This is a genomic window from Streptomyces sp. NPDC091412, from assembly GCF_044756885.1.
In the GTDB taxonomy this organism is placed as follows: Bacteria; Actinomycetota; Actinomycetes; order Streptomycetales; family Streptomycetaceae; genus Streptomyces.
This window is the reverse complement of the sequence record NZ_JBIVTV010000002.1, coordinates 744,534-762,862: the sequence shown is the minus strand read 5'-3', so window position 1 is coordinate 762,862 and position 18,329 is coordinate 744,534. Positions and strand designations below refer to the sequence as shown.

The 18,329-nt window shown below is 71.6% G+C and carries 12 protein-coding genes; 3 read left to right on the top strand and 9 right to left on the bottom strand.

Translation table 11 applies throughout. The features are described from left to right. The first annotated feature begins 69 nt into the window (after window positions 1-69). Window positions 70-1,638, top strand: a complete 1,569-nt coding sequence (locus ACIQMV_RS07535; RefSeq protein WP_401773487.1) for an MFS transporter — start codon at window positions 70-72, stop codon at window positions 1,636-1,638. Between the two features lie 141 nt (window positions 1,639-1,779). On the opposite strand, the gene serA is transcribed toward ACIQMV_RS07535, so the two are convergent. The 6 genes from serA to ACIQMV_RS07505 form a co-directional block, all read right to left on the bottom strand. Beyond that, entirely contained in the window at window positions 1,780-3,369 is a 1,590-nt protein-coding gene (serA, locus tag ACIQMV_RS07530; RefSeq protein WP_402591864.1) for a phosphoglycerate dehydrogenase, read from the bottom strand. Between the two features lie 316 nt (window positions 3,370-3,685). After that, a complete protein-coding gene (gene ilvC, locus ACIQMV_RS07525) occupies window positions 3,686-4,684 on the bottom strand; it encodes a ketol-acid reductoisomerase (protein WP_402591862.1) in 999 nt (332 codons plus the stop codon). 118 nt (window positions 4,685-4,802) lie between these two features. Beyond that, window positions 4,803-5,327, bottom strand: a complete 525-nt coding sequence (gene ilvN / locus ACIQMV_RS07520) for an acetolactate synthase small subunit (RefSeq protein WP_225079594.1) — start codon at window positions 5,325-5,327, stop codon at window positions 4,803-4,805. A gap of 20 nt (window positions 5,328-5,347) precedes the next feature. Then, window positions 5,348-7,195, bottom strand: a complete 1,848-nt coding sequence (locus ACIQMV_RS07515; protein ID WP_402591860.1) for an acetolactate synthase large subunit — start codon at window positions 7,193-7,195, stop codon at window positions 5,348-5,350. Window positions 7,196-7,437: 242 nt separating this feature from the next. Further along, a complete protein-coding gene (locus ACIQMV_RS07510; protein ID WP_402591858.1) occupies window positions 7,438-10,557 on the bottom strand; it encodes a putative bifunctional diguanylate cyclase/phosphodiesterase in 3,120 nt (1,039 codons plus the stop codon). Between the two features lie 387 nt (window positions 10,558-10,944). Further along, the gene (locus tag ACIQMV_RS07505; RefSeq protein WP_402591856.1) at window positions 10,945-11,895 is read right to left on the bottom strand and encodes a 2-hydroxyacid dehydrogenase; all 951 of its coding nucleotides are present in this window, start codon (window positions 11,893-11,895) and stop codon (window positions 10,945-10,947) included. A gap of 78 nt (window positions 11,896-11,973) precedes the next feature. Here ACIQMV_RS07505 and ACIQMV_RS07500 point away from each other — a divergent pair, with 78 nt between their 5' ends. Both ACIQMV_RS07500 and ACIQMV_RS07495 read left to right on the top strand, forming a co-directional pair. Next, window positions 11,974-12,972, top strand: a complete 999-nt coding sequence (locus tag ACIQMV_RS07500) for an aldo/keto reductase (RefSeq protein ID WP_402591854.1) — start codon at window positions 11,974-11,976, stop codon at window positions 12,970-12,972. 540 nt (window positions 12,973-13,512) lie between these two features. Further along, window positions 13,513-14,676: a PQQ-dependent sugar dehydrogenase gene (locus ACIQMV_RS07495; protein WP_402591852.1), complete on the top strand. Its 1,164-nt coding sequence runs from the start codon at window positions 13,513-13,515 to the stop codon at window positions 14,674-14,676. A gap of 10 nt (window positions 14,677-14,686) precedes the next feature. Here ACIQMV_RS07495 and ACIQMV_RS07490 read toward each other — a convergent pair whose 3' ends face one another. From ACIQMV_RS07490 to ACIQMV_RS07480, 3 genes are all read right to left on the bottom strand, one after another. After that, window positions 14,687-14,881, bottom strand: a complete 195-nt coding sequence (locus ACIQMV_RS07490) for a DUF6191 domain-containing protein (RefSeq protein WP_141358096.1) — start codon at window positions 14,879-14,881, stop codon at window positions 14,687-14,689. 28 nt (window positions 14,882-14,909) lie between these two features. Then, complete coding sequence (locus tag ACIQMV_RS07485) at window positions 14,910-17,963, bottom strand: AAA family ATPase (protein WP_402591850.1); 3,054 nt, start codon at window positions 17,961-17,963, stop codon at window positions 14,910-14,912. A 125-nt stretch (window positions 17,964-18,088) separates the two neighbouring features. Next, a complete protein-coding gene (locus tag ACIQMV_RS07480; protein ID WP_141358100.1) occupies window positions 18,089-18,277 on the bottom strand; it encodes a hypothetical protein in 189 nt (62 codons plus the stop codon). Between the last annotated feature and the right edge of the window lie 52 nt (window positions 18,278-18,329).

Below are 18,329 nucleotides of genomic sequence, written 5' to 3'. Positions count from 1 at the left end.
ACCGTCCTAGACAAGTGACTTATACAAGCGTTCTAGACACGCGTTTAAGACGCTCGTACAGTACGGGGCATGACGAACTCGACGAGCACCACCACGACCCCGTCCGCGAATCCGCCGCGTGCCGGGCGACGCGAATGGACCGCTCTCGGCGTGCTGATGCTGCCGCTGCTGCTGGTCTCGATGGACGTCTCGGTCCTGTACTTCGCCATCCCGGCGATCAGCGCGGACCTGGAGCCGAGCGGCACCCAGCAGCTGTGGATCTTCGACATCTACGCCTTCGTCCTGGCCGGCCTGCTGATGACGATGGGCTCGCTCGGCGACCGCATCGGCCGCCGCAAACTGCTGCTGATCGGCGCCGCCGCCTTCGGAGCCGCCTCGCTGGTGGCGGCGTACGCGGGCAGCGCCGAGACCCTGATCGCCGCCCGCGCGGTCCTCGGCATCGGCGGGGCGACCCTGATGCCGTCCACGATGGCTCTGGTCCGCACGATGTTCACCGACCCCGCCCAGCGCGCGAAGGCCATCGGCATCTGGTCCGGTGTGATGACCGCCGGGATCGCGCTCGGATCCGTGCTGAGCGGTGTGCTGGTCCAGTTCTTCTGGTGGGGTTCGGTGTTCCTGGTCAACCTGCCCGCGATGGTGCTGCTGCTGGCGCTCGGCCCGTTCCTGCTCCCCGAGTCGAAGAGTTCCGAGCCGGGCCGCTTCGACCTGCTGAGCGTGCCGCTGTCCATGGCGGCGGTGCTCCCCGTGATCTACGGGCTGAAGAAGATCCCGTCCGAGGGCGCGCACCCGCTCTACGTCGTCTCCGTCGCCGTCGGCCTGCTCTTCGCCGCCCTCTTCGTCCGCCGCCAGCGCACGGCGGCCTCGCCGATGATCTCGCCGGCCCTGTTCCGCGGCCGGGGCTTCGCGCCCGCGGTGGTCCTCAACCTCGTCTCGTCCTTCGCGATGATGGGCTCGGCGTTCTTCACCACGCAGTACCTCCAGTCGGTGCTCGGCAAGAGCGCGATGGAGGCGGCCCTCTGGGCGCTGCTGCCGTCCGTGCCGATCGGGATGGCCGCGCCGACGGCCGCCGCGCTGGTCCAGAAGGGCGTCAACCGGGCCTACGTCGTGACGGCGGGCTTCGCGATCGCCGCGGTGGGCTACGGCCTGCTCGCCCTGACCGGCACGGACTCGCTCTGGCTGGTGCTGGTCGCGGCCGGAGTCCTCGCCTCGGGCATCGTGACGGTGCTGTCCCAGATGACCGACCTGGCGCTGAGCGCGGCCCCGGTGGAGAAGGCGGGCGCGGCCTCCTCGCTGCTGGAGACCGGCGCGGAGTTCGGCGGCGCCCTGGGCATGGCGGCTCTCGGCTCGATCGGCACGGCGATCTACCGCCATGGGATCCCGTCCTCCGCCCCGGCGGCGGCACACGAGACCCTGGGTGGCGCGCTGGCCGTCGCCCGGCAGGTGCCGGGGCGCGCGGGAGACGCCCTGGCCACCGCCGCCCGGGAAGCCTTCACCAGCGGGATGCACGGCGCGGCGCTCACCGGGGCGGCGGTCCTGCTCCTCGCGGCGGCCGGTGCGGCGACGACACTGCGCCGGATCCACGTCAGGGAGACAGCGGCGCCGATCACGGAGACGGAGCCGTCGAAAGCCGCGGCCTGAGAACACGAAAACGCCGGACGGGCTCCAGGAGCGCGTCCGGCGTTTTCGTGGACAAGGCCGTCAGGCCGAAGCGGGGTCCGGGGCGCAAAGCCCCCGGGGACGGCGACCTCAACCGGGGGTCACCTGAAACGAACGGCGACCTCAGACCAGGTTGACCGAGCGGGCGGACGTGGCCCCGATCTCCTCCGCAACCTCCGCAAGCACCCCGGAGGGCACCGTGTCGTCGACCGTCAGCACCGCCAGCGCCTCCCCGCCCGCGATTGCGCGGGCGACCTGCATACCGGCGATGTTGATGCCGGCCTCGCCGATGACACGGCCGACGGTGCCGACGACGCCGGGGCGGTCCTCGTAGCGCAGGACGACCATGTGGTCGGCGAGCGCAAGGTCGACGTCGTACTCACCGACCGCGACGATCTTCTGGAGGTGCTTGGGGCCGGCCAGCGTGCCGGAGACGGAGACCTCCTCGCCGTCCGCGAGCGTGCCGCGCACGGTGACGACGTTGCGGTGGTCGGCCGACTCCGAGCTGGTGGTCAGGCGTACCTCCACACCCCGCTCCTGGGCGAACAGCGGCGCGTTGACGTAGGACACCGTCTCGTCGACGACGTCCTCGAAGACGCCCTTGAGCGCGGAGAGTTCCAGCACCTTCACGTCGTGCTGGGTGATCTCGCCGTACACCTCGACGTCGAGGCGGACCGCGACCTCGCCCGCGAGCGCGGTGAAGATACGGCCGAGGCGCTCCGCGAGCGGCAGGCCCGGCTTGACGTCCTGGGCGATGACGCCGCCCTGGACGTTCACCGCGTCCGGGACGAGCTCACCGGCGAGGGCGAGGCGGACGGACCTGGCGACGGCGATGCCGGCCTTCTCCTGGGCCTCGTCGGTGGAGGCGCCCAGGTGCGGGGTGGACACGACCTGGTCGAACTCGAACAGCGGCGAGTCCGTGCAGGGCTCCTTGGCGTACACGTCCAGACCGGCGCCCGCCACGCGGCCTTCCTTGAGGGCCGAGTACAGCGCCTCCTCGTCGACGATCCCGCCGCGCGCGGCGTTGACGATGCGCACACCCGGCTTGACCTTGTGCAGCGCCTCCTCGCCGATCAGGCCGAGGGTCTCGGGCGTCTTGGGCAGGTGCACGGTGATGAAGTCGGAGACCTCGAGCAGCTCGTCCAGCGTCAGCACCTTGACGCCCATCTGCGCGGCCCGCGCGGGCTGCACGTACGGGTCGTAGGCGACGACCTTCATGCCGAAGGCCGACATGCGCTGGGCGACCAGGGCGCCGATGCGGCCGAGGCCGACGACACCGAGGGTCTTCTCGGCGAGTTCCACGCCGGTGTACTTGCTGCGCTTCCACTCGCCGTTCTTCAACGCAGCGTTGGCCTGCGGGATGTTGCGGGCGGTGGCGAGGAGCAGACCGCAGGCCAGCTCGGCGGCGGTCACGATGTTGGAGGTCGGGGCGTTGACGACCATCACGCCGGCCTTGGTGGCGGCGGAGACGTCGACGTTGTCCAGGCCGACGCCGGCTCGTGCGACGACCTTGAGCTTGTTCGCCGCGGCAACGGCCTCGGCGTCGACCTTGGTCGCCGAGCGGATCAGGATCGCGTCCACGTCGGCGATGGCGGGGAGCAGTTCGGCCCGGTCGGCGCCGTTGCAGTGCCGGATCTCGAAGTCCGGGCCGAGCGCGTCGACAGTCGCGGGCGACAGCTCTTCAGCAATGAGTACGACGGGTTTCGAGCTCACGTGAGTCCTCACAGATCTGGGGGCACCTCCCATGCCTTGAAAAGCTAGGGGGGAGCATGCGGACGGCCGTGTCCCGACGGCCGCAGGCGGAGGAGGGGGCTAGCCGCGTGGAAGACGCACGACGCTGTGGGCCTGACGCGTTGTAGTTCAGAAGTGTAATGGCGCCGCGTGGATCGCATTGCGCCACTGCGGAAGGATCACCCGTCCGTGGCTGGACGGGCGGGACAACACCGCGAACCGGCCACGGACCGGCGGCGTGGCCCGGGCTCGCCGAAGGGGCCGGAGCGGTACCGCTCCGGCCCCTTCGGCACGAGGCTCACGCCTCCTCGTTCACCCAGCTCATCAGCTTGCGCAGCTCCTTGCCGGTGGTCTCCAGCAGGTGCTCGGAGTCCTGCTTCTTGTACTCGTTGTACTTCTTCAGACCGCCGTGGTACTCGTCCATCCAGGCGCGCGCGAAGGAGCCGTCCTGGATCTCGGCGAGGACCTTCTTCATCTCGGCCTTGGTGGCGTCGGTGATGATGCGCGGGCCGGTGACGTAGTCGCCCCACTCGGCGGTCTCGGAGATCGACCAGCGCATCTTCTCCAGGCCGCCCTCGTACATGAGGTCGACGATCAGCTTCAGCTCGTGCAGGCACTCGAAGTAGGCGATCTCCGGCTGGTAGCCCGCCTCGACCAGGGTCTCGAAGCCGGCCTTCACCAGCGCCGCGGTGCCACCGCACAGGACGGCCTGCTCACCGAACAGGTCGGTCTCGGTCTCCTCGGTGAAGGTCGTCTTGATGACGCCCGCGCGGGTGCCGCCGATGCCCTTGGCGTACGACAGGGCCAGCGCGAAGGCGTTGCCCGAGGCGTCCTGCTCGACGGCGACGATGCAGGGAACGCCGCGGCCCTCCTCGTACTGGCGGCGCACCAGGTGGCCCGGGCCCTTCGGGGCGACCATGCAGACGTCCACGCCGGCCGGGGGCTTGATGAAGCCGAAGCGGATGTTGAGGCCGTGGCCGAAGAACAGCGCGTCGCCGTCCTTCAGGTTCGGGGCGATGGACTCCTCGTAGACCTGGGCCTGGATCGGGTCCGGCACCAGGATCATGATGACGTCGGCCTCGGCGGTGGCCTCCGCCGGGGTGACCACGCGCAGGCCCTGCTCCTCGGCCTTGGCCTTGGACTTGGAGCCCTCGTGCAGACCGACCCGGACGTCGACACCGGAGTCGCGCAGCGACAGCGCGTGGGCGTGGCCCTGGCTGCCGTAGCCGATGACCGCGACCTTGCGGCCCTGGATGATGGACAGGTCGGCGTCAGCGTCGTAGAACAGCTCGGCCACTTTGGGTTCTCTCCTTGGTGTGCAGTTTGTGCTTCCCACCGTATGCCGGTGGGGGGACGGTAGGTCTCGGAGTCTCGGTATCCGGGCGGCCGGTGTCACCCGACCGCCCGGACCCGGATCATGCGGAACGGTCCAGGGCGCGCAGCGACCGGTCGGTGATCGAGCGGGCACCGCGCCCGATCGCGATCGTTCCGGACTGGACCAGCTCCTTGATGCCGAACGGCTCCAGCATCCTGAGCATGGCCGAGAGCTTGTCGCTGGAACCGGTGGCCTCGATGGTCACCGCCTCCGGGGAGACGTCGACGGTCTTGGCGCGGAACAGCTGGACGATCTCGACGATCTGGGAGCGCGTCTCGTTGTCGGCGCGCACCTTCACGAGGACGAGTTCGCGCTGCACGGCCTGCGACGGCTCCAGCTCGACGATCTTCAGCACGTTGACCAGCTTGTTGAGCTGCTTGGTCACCTGCTCCAGCGGGAAGTCCTCGACGCTGACCACGATGGTGATGCGGGAGATGTCGGGGTGCTCGGTGACGCCGACCGCGAGGGAGTCGATGTTGAAGCCGCGGCGGGAGAACAGGGCGGCGATCCGGGCGAGGATGCCGGGCGTGTTCTCGACGAGGACCGAGAGGGTGTGCTTGGTCATGGTTCTCACTCAGCTCTCTGTCAGTCGTCTTCGTTGTCGCCGAAGTCGGGGCGGACGTCGCGGGCGGCCATGATCTCGTCGTTGGAGGTGCCGGCCGCGACCATCGGCCAGACCATCGCGTCCTCGTGGACGATGAAGTCGACGACGACCGGGCGGTCGTTGATGGAGTTCGCCTCCTCGATGACCTTGTCGAGGTCCTCCGGGGACTCGCAGCGGATGGCGTGGCAGCCCATGGCCTCCGACAGCTTCACGAAGTCGGGGACGCGGGTGCCCCTGGCCTCCGGGTTGACGTCGTCGGGGCCGGAGTGCAGCACCGTGTTGGAGTACCGCTGGTTGTAGAACAGGGTCTGCCACTGGCGGACCATCCCGAGGGCGCCGTTGTTGATGACGGCGACCTTGATCGGGATGTTGTTCAGCGCGCAGGTGGTGAGTTCCTGGTTGGTCATCTGGAAACAGCCGTCGCCGTCGATCGCCCAGACGGTCTTCTGCGGCTGACCGGCCTTGGCGCCCATCGCGGCCGGAACGGCGTAACCCATGGTTCCGGCGCCGCCGGAGTTCAGCCAGGTGGCGGGCTTCTCGTACTGGACGAAGTGCGCGGCCCACATCTGGTGCTGGCCGACGCCCGCGGCGAAGATCGTGCCCTCGGGGGCGAGCTGCCCGATGCGCTCGATGACCTGCTGCGGGGAGAGCGAGCCGTCCGCGGGCTGCTCGTAGCCCAGCGGGTAGGTCTCGCGCCAGCGGGCGAGGTCGTTCCACCAGGCGGTGTAGTCCCCGCGGTGGCCCTCGCTGTGCTCCCTCTGGACGGCCTGGATCAGGTCGGCCAGGACCTCGCGGGCGTCGCCGACGATGGGCACGTCGGCGGCGCGGTTCTTGCCGATCTCGGCCGGGTCGATGTCGGCGTGGACGATCTTGGCGTACGGGGCGAAGCTGTCCAGCTTGCCGGTGACGCGGTCGTCGAAGCGGGCTCCGAGGGCGACGATCAGGTCGGCCTTCTGCAGCGCGGTGACGGCGGTGACCGCACCGTGCATGCCCGGCATTCCCACGTGCAGCGGGTGGCTGTCGGGGAATGCGCCGAGCGCCATCAGGGTGGTGGTGACGGGCGCTCCGGTGAGTTCCGCGAGGACCTTCAGCTCGGCGGTGGCGCCGGCCTTGATGACGCCGCCGCCGACGTACAGCACGGGCCGCCGCGCGGAGGTGATGAGCTTGGCCGCCTCGCGGATCTGCTTGGCGTGCGGCTTGGTGACCGGGCGGTAGCCGGGCAGGTCCATGACCGGCGGCCAGGAGAAGGTCGTCTGCGTCTGCAGCACGTCCTTCGGAATGTCGACGAGGACCGGACCGGGGCGACCGGTCGAGGCGATGTGGAACGCCTCCGCGATCGTCTTCGGGATGTCCTCGGCCTTGGTGACCAGGAAGCTGTGCTTGGTGATCGGCATCGTGATGCCGACGATGTCCGCCTCCTGGAAGGCGTCCGTGCCGATCGCCTTGGAGACGACCTGGCCGGTGATCGCGACCAGCGGCACCGAGTCCATGTTCGCGTCGGCGATCGGCGTCACCAGGTTGGTGGCACCGGGGCCCGAAGTGGCCATGCAGACGCCGACCTTTCCGGTCGCCTGTGCGTAACCGGTGGCCGCGTGGCCCGCGCCCTGTTCGTGACGGACGAGCACGTGGCGCACCCGGCTGGAGTCCATCATCGGGTCGTACGCGGGAAGGATCGTGCCGCCGGGAATGCCGAATACGGTGTCGACCCCGACCTCCTCAAGCGAGCGGATGAGGGACTTCGCACCCGTGACGTGCTCGGGCGCGGACGGGTGTCCTCCGGATCGGGGCCGCGGCTGCGGATGAGGGGCCCCGGTGGCCTGCTCGGTCATCGGCATTCTCTTCTCGATGCTGAGGGTTTTTGCGAGGTTTGGGCGGAGTTCGGACGCTGCACGCCTGGCACTCGTGCAACAAAAAACCCCTCGTGCCGTAAGGCAAGCGAGGGGAAGCGCGCCGGTGAGGTCGCTGGGTTCCGGATCGTCGTCCGGTGGGTCCCAGCTCAGCCGACGCGCTGTCCAAGTACGAGAATTCGGGTGCGCATGGAAATGACCCTCCCTCCGGCACGCACCCGGTGTCAAGTGGGTGGGACAGGAGTCTCATTATGTGAGCGGACGGCCGTCCCGCCTCCGAAGACGACGGGCACCGCCGCGGTGTAGGCCCCGGCGCTTCCCCCGGCGAACACCGGTTCGGCCGGACCGTGCGGCACCGGGTAGCGGCCGGAGGTGAGCGCCCGGCGCAGCCGGTACTCGTCCAGCGGGCCGGAGAACGCCATGCCCTGCCCGTGGGTGCAGCCCATCGCGCGCAGGGCCACGACCTGCTCCGGCAGGTCCACGCCGTCGGCCACGGACCGGAGCCCGAGATCGGCGGCGATCCGGAGCAGACCACTGGTGATCTTGTGCAGCCGGGCGGACTCGACGACGCCCTCGACCAGGCTGCGGTCGAGTTTCAGCACGTCGACGGGGAGCCTTCGGAGGGCCGTGACGGTCCCGTGGCCGCCGCCGAAGCCGTCCAGCGCGATGCGCACGCCGAGCCGCCGCAGCGCGGCCAGACGCCGCTCCAGCTCGTCCAGCGGCACCCGCGGGTCGGTGTCGGACAGCTCGATCACCAGGGCACCGGTCGGCAGCCCGTGCCGGGTCAGCAGGGCCTCCACGGAGCCGGGCGGCAGCGAGCGGTCCACCAGACGGCGGGCGCCCATCCGGACCGCCACGGACACGTTCGGGCCGGCCGTGGCGCGCTCGGCGGCCTGCGCGACGGCCTCCTCCAGCAGCCAGCGGCCCAGTTCGGACGTTCTGTCGCCGTCCTCGGCCACCCGCAGGAACTCGGCGGGCGTGAAGTGCACGCCCTGCGAGGACCGCCAGCGCGCCTGGGCCGCGACCGAGGTGATCCGGCCGTCGTCCAGGCGGACCACCGGCTGGTGCAGCAGGGTGAACTCGCCTTCGTGCAGAGCGTTTCTGAGCCGGGTGGCCAGCTCCGCCCTGCGGACGACGTCCTGCTGCATCTGCGGCTTGTACAGCTCGACCCGGCCCTTGCCCGCCGCCTTGGCGCGGTACATGGCGAGGTCGGCGTTGCGCAGCAGCTCCCCCGCGCCGAGTCCCTGTTCGGCGAAGGCCACACCGATGGAGGCGGCCACGCGCACCTCGTTGCCGTCGATGAGGTACGGCTGCGACAGCGTCACCCTGAGGCGGTCGGCGAGCTCCAGGATGTGCCGTTCACGGGCGGTGCGGTCGCGGGTGCCGTCCCCGACGATCAGGGCCGCGAACTCGTCGCCGCCGAGTCTGGACGCGGTGTCGCCGTGCCGTACCGCCTCCTGGAGTCTGCGGGCGGCCTGGACGAGCAGTTCGTCCCCGGCCTGGTGCCCGATCGTGTCGTTGACGGCCTTGAAGCCGTCGAGGTCGATGAAGAGCACGGCCGTGCCGTGGTCGGTCGAGCGGCGGCCGGACAGGGCCTGCTGGACGCGCTTGGTGAACAGCGCCCGGTTGGGCAGGTCGGTGAGCGGGTCGTGCTCGGCGTTGTGCTGGAGCTGCGCCTGCAGGCGCACTCTCTCGGTCACGTCCCTGCTGTTGAAGATGAGGCCGCCGTGGTGGCGGTTGATGGTCGACTCCACGTTGAGCCAGCCGCCGTCGCCGGAGCGGAAGCGGCACTCGATGCGCGTAGTGGGCTCCTGGCGCGGGCTGGCGACCAGGAAACGGCGCACCTCGTGCACCAAGCAGCCCAGGTCCTCCGGGTGGATGAGCCCGGCCAGTTCGGTCCCGACCAGTTCCTCCGCCGGCCGCCCGTACACCCCGGCGGCGGCCGGGGAGACGTACCGCAGGATCCCGTTGGGCGCGGCGATCATGATGACGTCGCTGGAGCCCTGCACCAGGGAGCGGAAGTGGTTCTCCTTCTGGGCCAGCTCCTGGGTGAGCGCGATGTTGTCGCGCAGCACGATGCCCTGGCGCACGACGAGCACCAGCACGACGGCGCCGGCGGTGATCAGCACCACACGGTCGACGCTGTGGCCGTTGAGCGCGTTGTACAGGACCCCCAGCGTGCACACGGCGGCGGCGAGGTACGGAGTGAGGGCGGCGAGGGAGCCGGCGAGGGGCCGGCCGGACGGGTACCGGTCGTGGTCCGCGCCCTGCGCGGGCGGCCCGCCGTGCGCGGGGCGCACGGCGGGTTGCCGCCCGGGCAGGTGGTCGTCCAGCACGCGGCCGTGGTCTTCGGGGATGTGCCCGTAGGCGTCGGCCACGCGCGCGTGCCCGTCGGCGGAGCGCGGGTCCGGCTCACGCCCGTCCAACTGGTGTCCCTCCGCCTGATACGGCGCCGCCCGGTACGGGTGCGTGTCGGACTGCTCGGCGGCCGGCTGCCCCGGGCGGGGCGCCGCCCACGGGGCGTACGCCAGGAGCAGGGATCCGGCGAACCAGCCGGCGTCGAGCAGTTGCCCCGAGCGGTAGTTGTTGTGCAGCAGCGGCGAGGTGAACAGGGCGTCGCACAGCACGGTCAGGGCGAGTGCCCCGATCGCCGTGTTCACTGCGGTGCGGTTGATCGGGGAGCACCGGAAGTGCAGCGCGAGCACCATGGAGACCAGGGCGATGTCCAGCAGCGGGTACGCCAGCGAGAGCGCGGTCTGCGCGACGCTCGGCCCGTCGAACCTCGCCGCCTGGGCGAGTGCGAGGCTCCAGGACAACGTGAGCAGCGAGCCGCCGATCAGCCACGAGTCCATTGCCAGACACACCCACCCGGCCCTGTTCACCGGCCGCTTGGCGAGCACGAGCAGACCGACGATCGCCGGTGGCGCGAAGCACACGAAGAACAGGTCGGCGTAACTGGGACTGGGCACGGACGTGCCGAGGACGACTTCGTACCACCCCCAGACCGAGTTGCCCAGGGCCGCCATCGCGGAGGAGAGGGCGAACAGCAGCCAGGCGGTTCGAAAGCGGACGTGGCGGCCGCGCGCGTACAGCGCGCACGAGACGGCGGCGGTGCCGGCCGCGGCGCTCAGCCCGAAGTCGCCCATGAACAGCGCGACCTCGCTGGAACCCCAGCCGAACGCGGCACCGATGGCATACCCCGCGCACAACAGGGCCAGCAGGAGCTGCGGCGCCAGTCTCGAACGGCCGTCGGCGGCCGGCGGCCGGGGCAGCGGCGCCTCCGGCGCGGACGGCGTCCGCAGGGCGCCGTCGAACGCGGTCATGACGGGCGGTGGCGGGCTCACCGGGGCCTCCCGGTCCGTGCGGCCGGGTCCCCCGGCTTCCGGTGCGCAGGGTGGGCGTGCCTCCGGCGGCCGCCGGGCCTGTGGTGGTGATGGCTGTGATGGCCGTGCTGGCTGGGGTGGCCGCGTCTGCGCGCGGCCGTGCGCCAGGGCCGCCGGTGGCGGCCCCGCCGCGTCGGATCGTTCGTCCATAGGCCGTGCATCGCCCGTCGCCCCCCTCGCAGTTTGAAATGTCCGTCCCCGGCGCCGAACGGTGCGCGGCGCAGCCCCTGTCGGGACGATACACCAGTCTCGTCACTCAGGGACATAGCTTCTCTACGCTCCGTGACGACCAGCGCAGATGCGAGTACGGAACGCGTTCGGAGGGTCGCGGACCGTACCCGAAACGGACTAGGCGCTTGCCGTGCCCGTCGTGAGGACCACGTTGGCGAGCGGCTCCTGGTTCACGAAACGGCGCAACTGATCCGTCAGAAGCCGCTTGGCGCGCGGCATGAAGGCGGAGGTGGGGCCGCCGACATGGGGACTGATCAGCACGCCCGGCGCGTGCCACAGGGGGTGGCCCGGGGGCAGCGGCTCGGGGTCGGTGACGTCGAGGGCGGCGGTGAGGCGGCCGCTGTCCAACTCGGCGAGCAGCGCCTTGGTGTCGACCACGCCGCCGCGCGCGACGTTCACCAGCAGCGCGCCGTCCTTCATCCGTGCCAGGAAGTCCGCGTTCACCAGTCCGTGCGTGGCCTCCGTCAAGGGCGTGGACAGGACGACGACATCGGCCTGCGGAAGCAGGGAGTGAAGATCGGTGAGCGGATGCACCGGGCCGCGCTCCGTGGTGCGCGCGGAGCGCGCCACGCGCGCCACCCGCGCGACCTCGAAGGGCACGAGCCGGTCCTCGATGGCGGCCCCGATCGAGCCGTAGCCGACGATGAGGACGTTCTTGTCGGCGAGGGCGGGGCGGAAGCCTCCGCCCCACTCGCCCCGGTCCTGGGCCCGGACGAAGTCGGGGATGCCGCGCAGCGAGGCCAGGATGAGCGTCAGGGCGAGCTCGCTGGTACTCGCCTCGTGCACCCCGCGCGCGTTGCACAGCCGTACGCCCGGCGGCAGGTGCCGCAGGCCCGGCTCCACGTGGTCGGTGCCGGCGGACAGCGTCTGCACGACCCGTAGGGAGCTCATCCGGGGCATCGGGCGCAGACCGACACCGCCGGGCTTCATGTACGGCACGACGTAGAAGGCGCAGTCGGCGGGGTCCGCGGGGAACTCCTCGGCTCCGTCCCAGAAGCGGTAGGTGGGCCCCTGCGGAAGCCCCGCGATCTCGTCCGGCGGAATGGGCAGCCATACGTCAGCAGTCATGCTCAGGAGGCTATGCCAGGGGCACGGGCGGCCAGAGGTTAGGTTGGTGGGCCCTGAGAGAGGGAGGGTTACGGCCAAGTGGAGCGCAGGACGATCGGCGCGGCGGCACTCGCGGTGGGGGCCGTAGGACTGGGGTGCATGCCGATGAGCTGGGCGTACAGCGCGTCGCGGCAGCGGGGAACGGAGTCGCTGAGGGCCGTGCACCGGGCGCTCGACCTGGGCTCGGCGCTCCTGGACACGGCCGACATGTACGGCCCGTTCACCAACGAGCTGCTGCTGGGGCGGGTGCTGAAGGAACGGCGGTCCGACGCCTTCGTCTCGACGAAGGTCGGTCTGCTGGTGGGCGAGCAGCACATCGTGGCCAACGGGCGTCCCGGCTATGTGCGGCGGGCGTGCGACGCCTCACTCAGGCGCCTCCAGACGGACGTGATCGACCTCTACCAGCTGCACCGCGCCGATCCGGAGGTCCCGGTCGAGGAGACCTGGGGGGCGATGGCGGAGCTCGTGCGGGCCGGGAAGGTGCGGGCGCTCGGCCTGTGCGCGGTGGGCGCGCGCGGCCGGCGCCGGTCCGGTGCGCGGCTGCACGACGGAACGATCCGCCAACTGGAGCGGGTGCAGCAGGTCTTCCCGGTCAGCGCGGTGGAGGCGGAGCTGTCGGTGTGGTCGCCGGAGGCGCTGGAGTCGTTGCTGCCGTGGTGCGCGGACCGCGGGATCGGCTTCCTTGCGGCGATGCCGCTGGGCAACGGCTTCCTGACCGGCACCCTCACCCCCGGCCAGGGGTTCGAGCCGGACGACCTACGGGCCCGGCACCCCCGTTTCACCGCCGAGATGATGGCCGCGAACCAGCCGATCGTGGCCGGCCTGCGGCGGACGGCCGCCCGGCACGGCGAGAACGTCACACCCGCCCAGGTGGCACTGGCCTGGGTACTGGCCCAGGGCCGCCACGTGATCCCGGTACCCGGCACCAAGCAGGAGCGGTGGGTGACGGAGAACGCGGGTGCGCCGGAGCTGCGCCTGACGGCCGAGGACCTGACGGAACTGAGCCGCCTGCCCGCGGCCCAGGGCTCGTGGGACTGAGCCGGGCCACACCTTGAGAACGCGATCGGCCTGGGCTGGGGGCTGGGCCGGTGGCTCGGGCCCGAGGCCTGGGCCGCGGGGCTCGGGCCCGAGGCCTGGGCCGGATGCCTGTCCCGGGGGCCTGGCCCAAAGCCCTATCCCGGACGCCCGGTCCGGGAAGCTCGACCCGAAAGCCTGACCCACGCTGGAGCACCCGCGCGTGCGCGGCACCGCACACCCGCGGCACCGGCCTCCCCAGAGCCCGGAAACCTGCCCCAAGGACCCGGCCCGGGGGCTTGGGCCGGAGACCCGACTCAGGGGCCTGGGCAGGAGGCCTGACTCGGGGATCTGGGCCGGAGGCCTGGCTCAGGGAGCGTGGTGAGCCGCTCGGCCCAGGTGAGGGTATGAACACCGCGCCCTCCGCTCGCCGGACAGGGGCGGGGTGGCGGTTTCGCGTCGGCGGTGGATTCGGGGGCCGCGTGGGATTCGGGTGATCGGGAACCTGGGAGGTGCGGGCGGTGTAAGACAGGTAGAACCCGCCGCGTCGAAGGGACGAAGATCGTGCAACGTCGAGCTGTGACGGGCGTGCTGGCCGCCGCCCTGCTGCTGACGGCCGGCTGCTCCTCCGGGGGCGCGTCGGCCGGTGGGGACGGCATGGCGCCCGGCCGTACGACGGCGGTGGCCTCGGCCTCGCCCTCCGGGCAGGCACCCACGGAGACCGCGCCGCCGGCCAAGGGCGCGGTGAAGGTGCTGCGCACGGTCGCGGAGGGCCTGAACAGCCCCTGGGGACTGGCCCCGATCCCCGGCGGTGGTCTCCTCGTCTCCTCCCGCGACAAGGCGACGATCACGCGGGTCGACGAGAAGACGGGGCAGAAGACCGAACTGGGCCGGGTGTCGGGGGTCTCCCCGGAGGGCGAGGGCGGCCTGCTGGGCATCGCGCTGTCCCCCGACTACGCCTCCGACCACATGATCTACGCCTACTTCACCTCGGCCTCGGACAACCGCATCGTCCGGATGCTGTACGACGACAAGAAGCCGGCCGGTATGCAACTGGGCGCACCCGACACGATCTTCAAGGGCATCCCCAAGGGGGTCATCCACAACGGCGGCCGGATCGCCTTCGGCCCCGACAGGATGCTGTACGCGGGCACGGGCGAGACCGGTGAACGAGGCCTGGCCCAGGACAGGAAGTCCCTGGCCGGCAAGATCCTGCGGCTGACCCCGGACGGCCTGCCCGCCCCGGGCAACCCGTACCCCGACTCCCCCGTGTACTCGTACGGCCACCGCAATGTGCAGGGCCTGGCCTGGGACGACAAGCAGCGTCTGTTCGCCTCCGAGTTCGGCCAGGACACCTGGGACGAACTGAACGCGATCAAACCGGGCGGCAACTACGGCTGGCCGGACGCGGAGGGCAGGACGAACGACCCGAGGTTCCACAATCCGATAACCCAGTGGCACACGGACGTGGCCTCCCCCAGCGGCATCGCCTACGCCGAGGGGTCCATCTGGATGGCGGGCCTGAGGGGGCAGCGCCTGTGGCGCATCCCTTTGAGCGGCACCAAGCTCGCGGCGGCCCCCGAAGCGTTCCTCACCGGCACCTACGGCCGCCTGCGCACGGTGGTCTCGGCGGGCGGCGACAAGCTCTGGCTGGTCACCAGCAACACCGACGGCCGCGGCACTCCGAAGAAGGGCGACGACCGGATCCTGGAACTGGAGGTGAAGTAGCCCCCGGACCTCACTCCCGCCCGGTTCCGGCTTCCTCCGCGGGAGGTTCGGGCGGCCGTACGACGACCTTCCCGGAGGCGAGATCGATCGGTCCGCGCCCGGGATCGTTGTCCCCGACGTCCTCCCGGGTCAGCTCCAGCCGGTTCTGTTCGTCCCGGGTGTGCTTGCGGCCTGGCGCGAACAGTTCCTCGAAAACGTTGAACACGGCTTCCCTCCCGGTCGGCGTCTTCCGGTCATCCCGCGACCAGCCGGTCTTCGGCCCCGGGTGGGAACAGGCCCAGCCGGTGGGCCAGAGCGGCCGCCTCTCCCCGACCCGAAACACCCATTTTGGCCAGGATGTTCGAGACATGGACGCTGGCCGTCTTCGGCGAGATGAAGAGTTCCTCGGCTATCTGGCGGTTGGTGCGGCCGGCCGAGACCAGCCGCAGGACATCGCGTTCCCGGCTGGTCAGGCCCAGGGATTCGACCGGATCGGCGGAAGCGGAGGGCTGCTGCGGGGTGCCGGTCAGGGCGAGGCGGGCGCGGCGGGCCAGCAGGGCGACGGAGTCGGCGAGCGGGCGGGCGCACAGGTGCTCGGCGACGGCGTGCGCCAGGCGCAGCAGCTCGGTGGCCCGGTCCCGCGGGCCCTCGTCGGTGCCGAGCAGGGCCTCGGCGAGGCGGAAGCGGACGCGGGCGAGGTCGTAGGGGCGTTCCAGCGTCTCGAAGGCGGCGACGATCTCGGCCCACTCCTCCGGGCAGCCGCGACCCTCGGCACGCAGCAGTTCGGCGCGCACCCAGCGTTCGTACGCCTGCCAGACGGGCACGTTGGTGGCCAGCGTCTTGGCGGCGCCGCGGATGCGCCGCAAGGTCTCGGCGCGTCCGGGGCCGGCGGCGGGCAGCCCTGCCGCGCGGGTCTCCTCCCTGGCGGCGGTGAGCAGCAGCGGCCAGCCGTAGCGCTGGGTGCCTGGTGGGAAGCCGTCGTCCAGGACGCGTTCGAGTTCGGCGCGGGCGTCCAGCAGGCGGCCCTCGCCCGCGGCGACCCCGAGCGCGATGCGGGCGAGCGGCAGGGAGTACTGGGGTGCGTAGTCGTGGGGGCCGAAGTGCTCACGGGCATTGGCCAGTTGCTCGGACGCCTCGGCGAGGTCGCCGCGTTCGAGGGCGAGTTCGGCGCGGATCCGGGCGTGGAAACCGCGCGGCTTGGCGCTCTGCTCGGCGCGCCGGAACTGGGACGCCGCCTCGGCGGCCTCCTCCCAGCGCCCCAGGGTGAACAGCGATTCGGCGAGGTTGCCCCACACCCACGCCTCGCTGTTCAGCAGGCCGAAGCGCCGGGTGAAGGCGATCCCTTCCTCCATCAGCGGCACGGCCTCGCGGGAGCGGCCGACGGACTCCAGTTCGGAGGGCAGGTTGACGTAGGAGCGACCGGCGACGGCGGCGATGCCGTCGCCGACGGTGCGCTTGTTGACCTCGTACATCTCGGCGAGGCCCGCCTCGACGTCGCCGGCCTGGACCATGAGGCTGCCGAGGGTGAGCCGCGCGGTCATCTCGATCTCGCAGGCGCCGACCATGCGCGCGTACTCCACCGCCCGTTCGGCGGCGGAGAAGGCGTCGGGACCCGGCACGTGCACCATGGACCAGTTGGCGACGTTGGCCAGCACCTCGGCGTGCACCTCGGACGGCGGCAGCCCGCGCACCAGCTCCTGCGCGGTGCCCAGTTCCCGCCAGCCGTCGCCGTGGGCCTTCGCCTGGACCAGCCAGGAGCGCTGGACCCAGAACCAGGCGGCCCGCAGAGGGTCGTTCTCGTCCTCCAGGAGACGCAGCGCCCGCTTGATGATCTTCATGGAGCGGTCCCGCTCCCCGCAGAAGCGGCCGGCCACGGCGGCCTCGGCCAGCAGGTCGAGGTAGCTCAGCGGGGTGGTCGCCGGGTCGCAGCCGCACGGGGAGTACGTCTCGGTGTAGTCGACGGGGCGCAGCCGGGAGCGTACGTCCTGGGGCGCGGCGTCCCACAGTTCCATCGCCCGTTCCAGCAGCCTCAGTTGCTCGCTGTAGGCGTGCCGGGCGCGGGCCGCGACGGAGCCGTCGAGGACGGCGGGCAGGGCCTTGGCCGGGTCGTGGGCGTGGTACCAGTAGCTGGCCAGCCGCATGACGCGCTGGTCGGCGGGGACGAGGGTCGGGTCGGCCTCCAGAGCCTCGCCATAGCGGCGGTTGAGGCGGGAGCGCTCGCCGGGCAGCAGGTCGTCGCTGACGGCCTCACGCACCAGGGAGTGCCGGAAGCGGTAGCCGTCGCCGGTGGGGGCGGCGATGAGGATGTTGGCGTTCACGGCGCCCCGCAGCGCCTCGATGAGGTCGTCCTCGGTGAGCCGGGCCACGGCCGCGAGCAGCCGGTGCTCGACGGTGGACCCGCCCTCGGCGACGATCCTGGCGATCCGCTGGGCGGGCTCGGGCAACTTCTCGACCCGGACGAGCAGCAGGTCGCGCAGGGAGTCGCTGAGGCTGGTGCGGCAGCCCTCGTGGGCGGCGACGGCGAGTTCCTCGACGAAGAAGGCGTTGCCGTCGGAGCGTTCGAAGATCTCGTCGACCTGGACCGGGTCCGGTTCGGTGGCGAGGATGCCGGCGATCTGACGGCCCGCCTCCTGCCGGGTGAAGCGGGCGAGTTCGAGACGGCGGACCGTGCGCAGCCGGTCGAGTTCGGCGAGCAGGGGCCGTAGTGGGTGGCGACGGTGGATGTCGTCGGACCGGTAGGTGGCCAGAACGACGAGGCGGCCGGTGCGCAGGGTGCGCAGGAGGTAGGCGAGCAGGTGCCGGGTGGAGGCGTCGGCCCAGTGCAGGTCCTCCAGGGCGACGACGACGGTGTGGTCGGCGGCGACGCGCTCCAGCAGACGGGCGGTGAGTTCGAAGAGACGGGCCATGCCCTCCTCGTCGTGCCGGCCGGTGCCTCGCGAGGGGGCCGGCTCGCCGAGTTCGGGCAGCAGCCGGGCGAGTTCCTCCTCCTGCCCGGCGGCCGCCGCGGCGAGTTCGCCGGGCAGTTCGCGGCGCAGGGCGCGCAGGGCTGCGGAGAAGGGGGCGAACGGCAGTCCGTCGGCGCCGATCTCCACGCAGCCGCCGAGCGCCACGACGGCGCCGGCGCGAACCGCGGCGCCGGTGAACTCCTCGATCAGGCGGGTCTTGCCGACGCCCGCCTCACCGCCGAGCAGCAGGGCCTGCGGCTCTCCCCGGGCCGCGCGCGCGAGCGCGTCGTGCAGAGTGCTCAACTCGTCGGCGCGGCCGACGAACACCGGACTGACGGACCTGGTCTCCACATGCCCGAGCATCGCACGAGGGTCCGGCAGGGCGGCACCTGTTTTCCCCACGGCAGACGGACGGACCTGCGGGAGGCCCCGGCCCGCCTCCGTGGAACCGGGGCCGTCCCTGCCGCCGGGATCGCGCCGGCCCGTGTTCACGCCGCGCGGGCGAACCGCCGCCGGTGGTGGGGGCCGTGGGTATGGGGCTCCGCCTCGGCGGTTCGCCCGTCGGCCGAGCGACGGGCGGCACGGCGGGCGCGCAGGACCTCGCGGACCAGGCGGTTCTGCTCGGCGCGGCGGCCGAGTTCGGCGGAGCGCAGCTGGTGCAGTTCGTAGTGGAACATGTTCTCTCCCCGGTGAGCGGTGGTTTCGGCGTCGCTTTCCGCGATGCCTCCA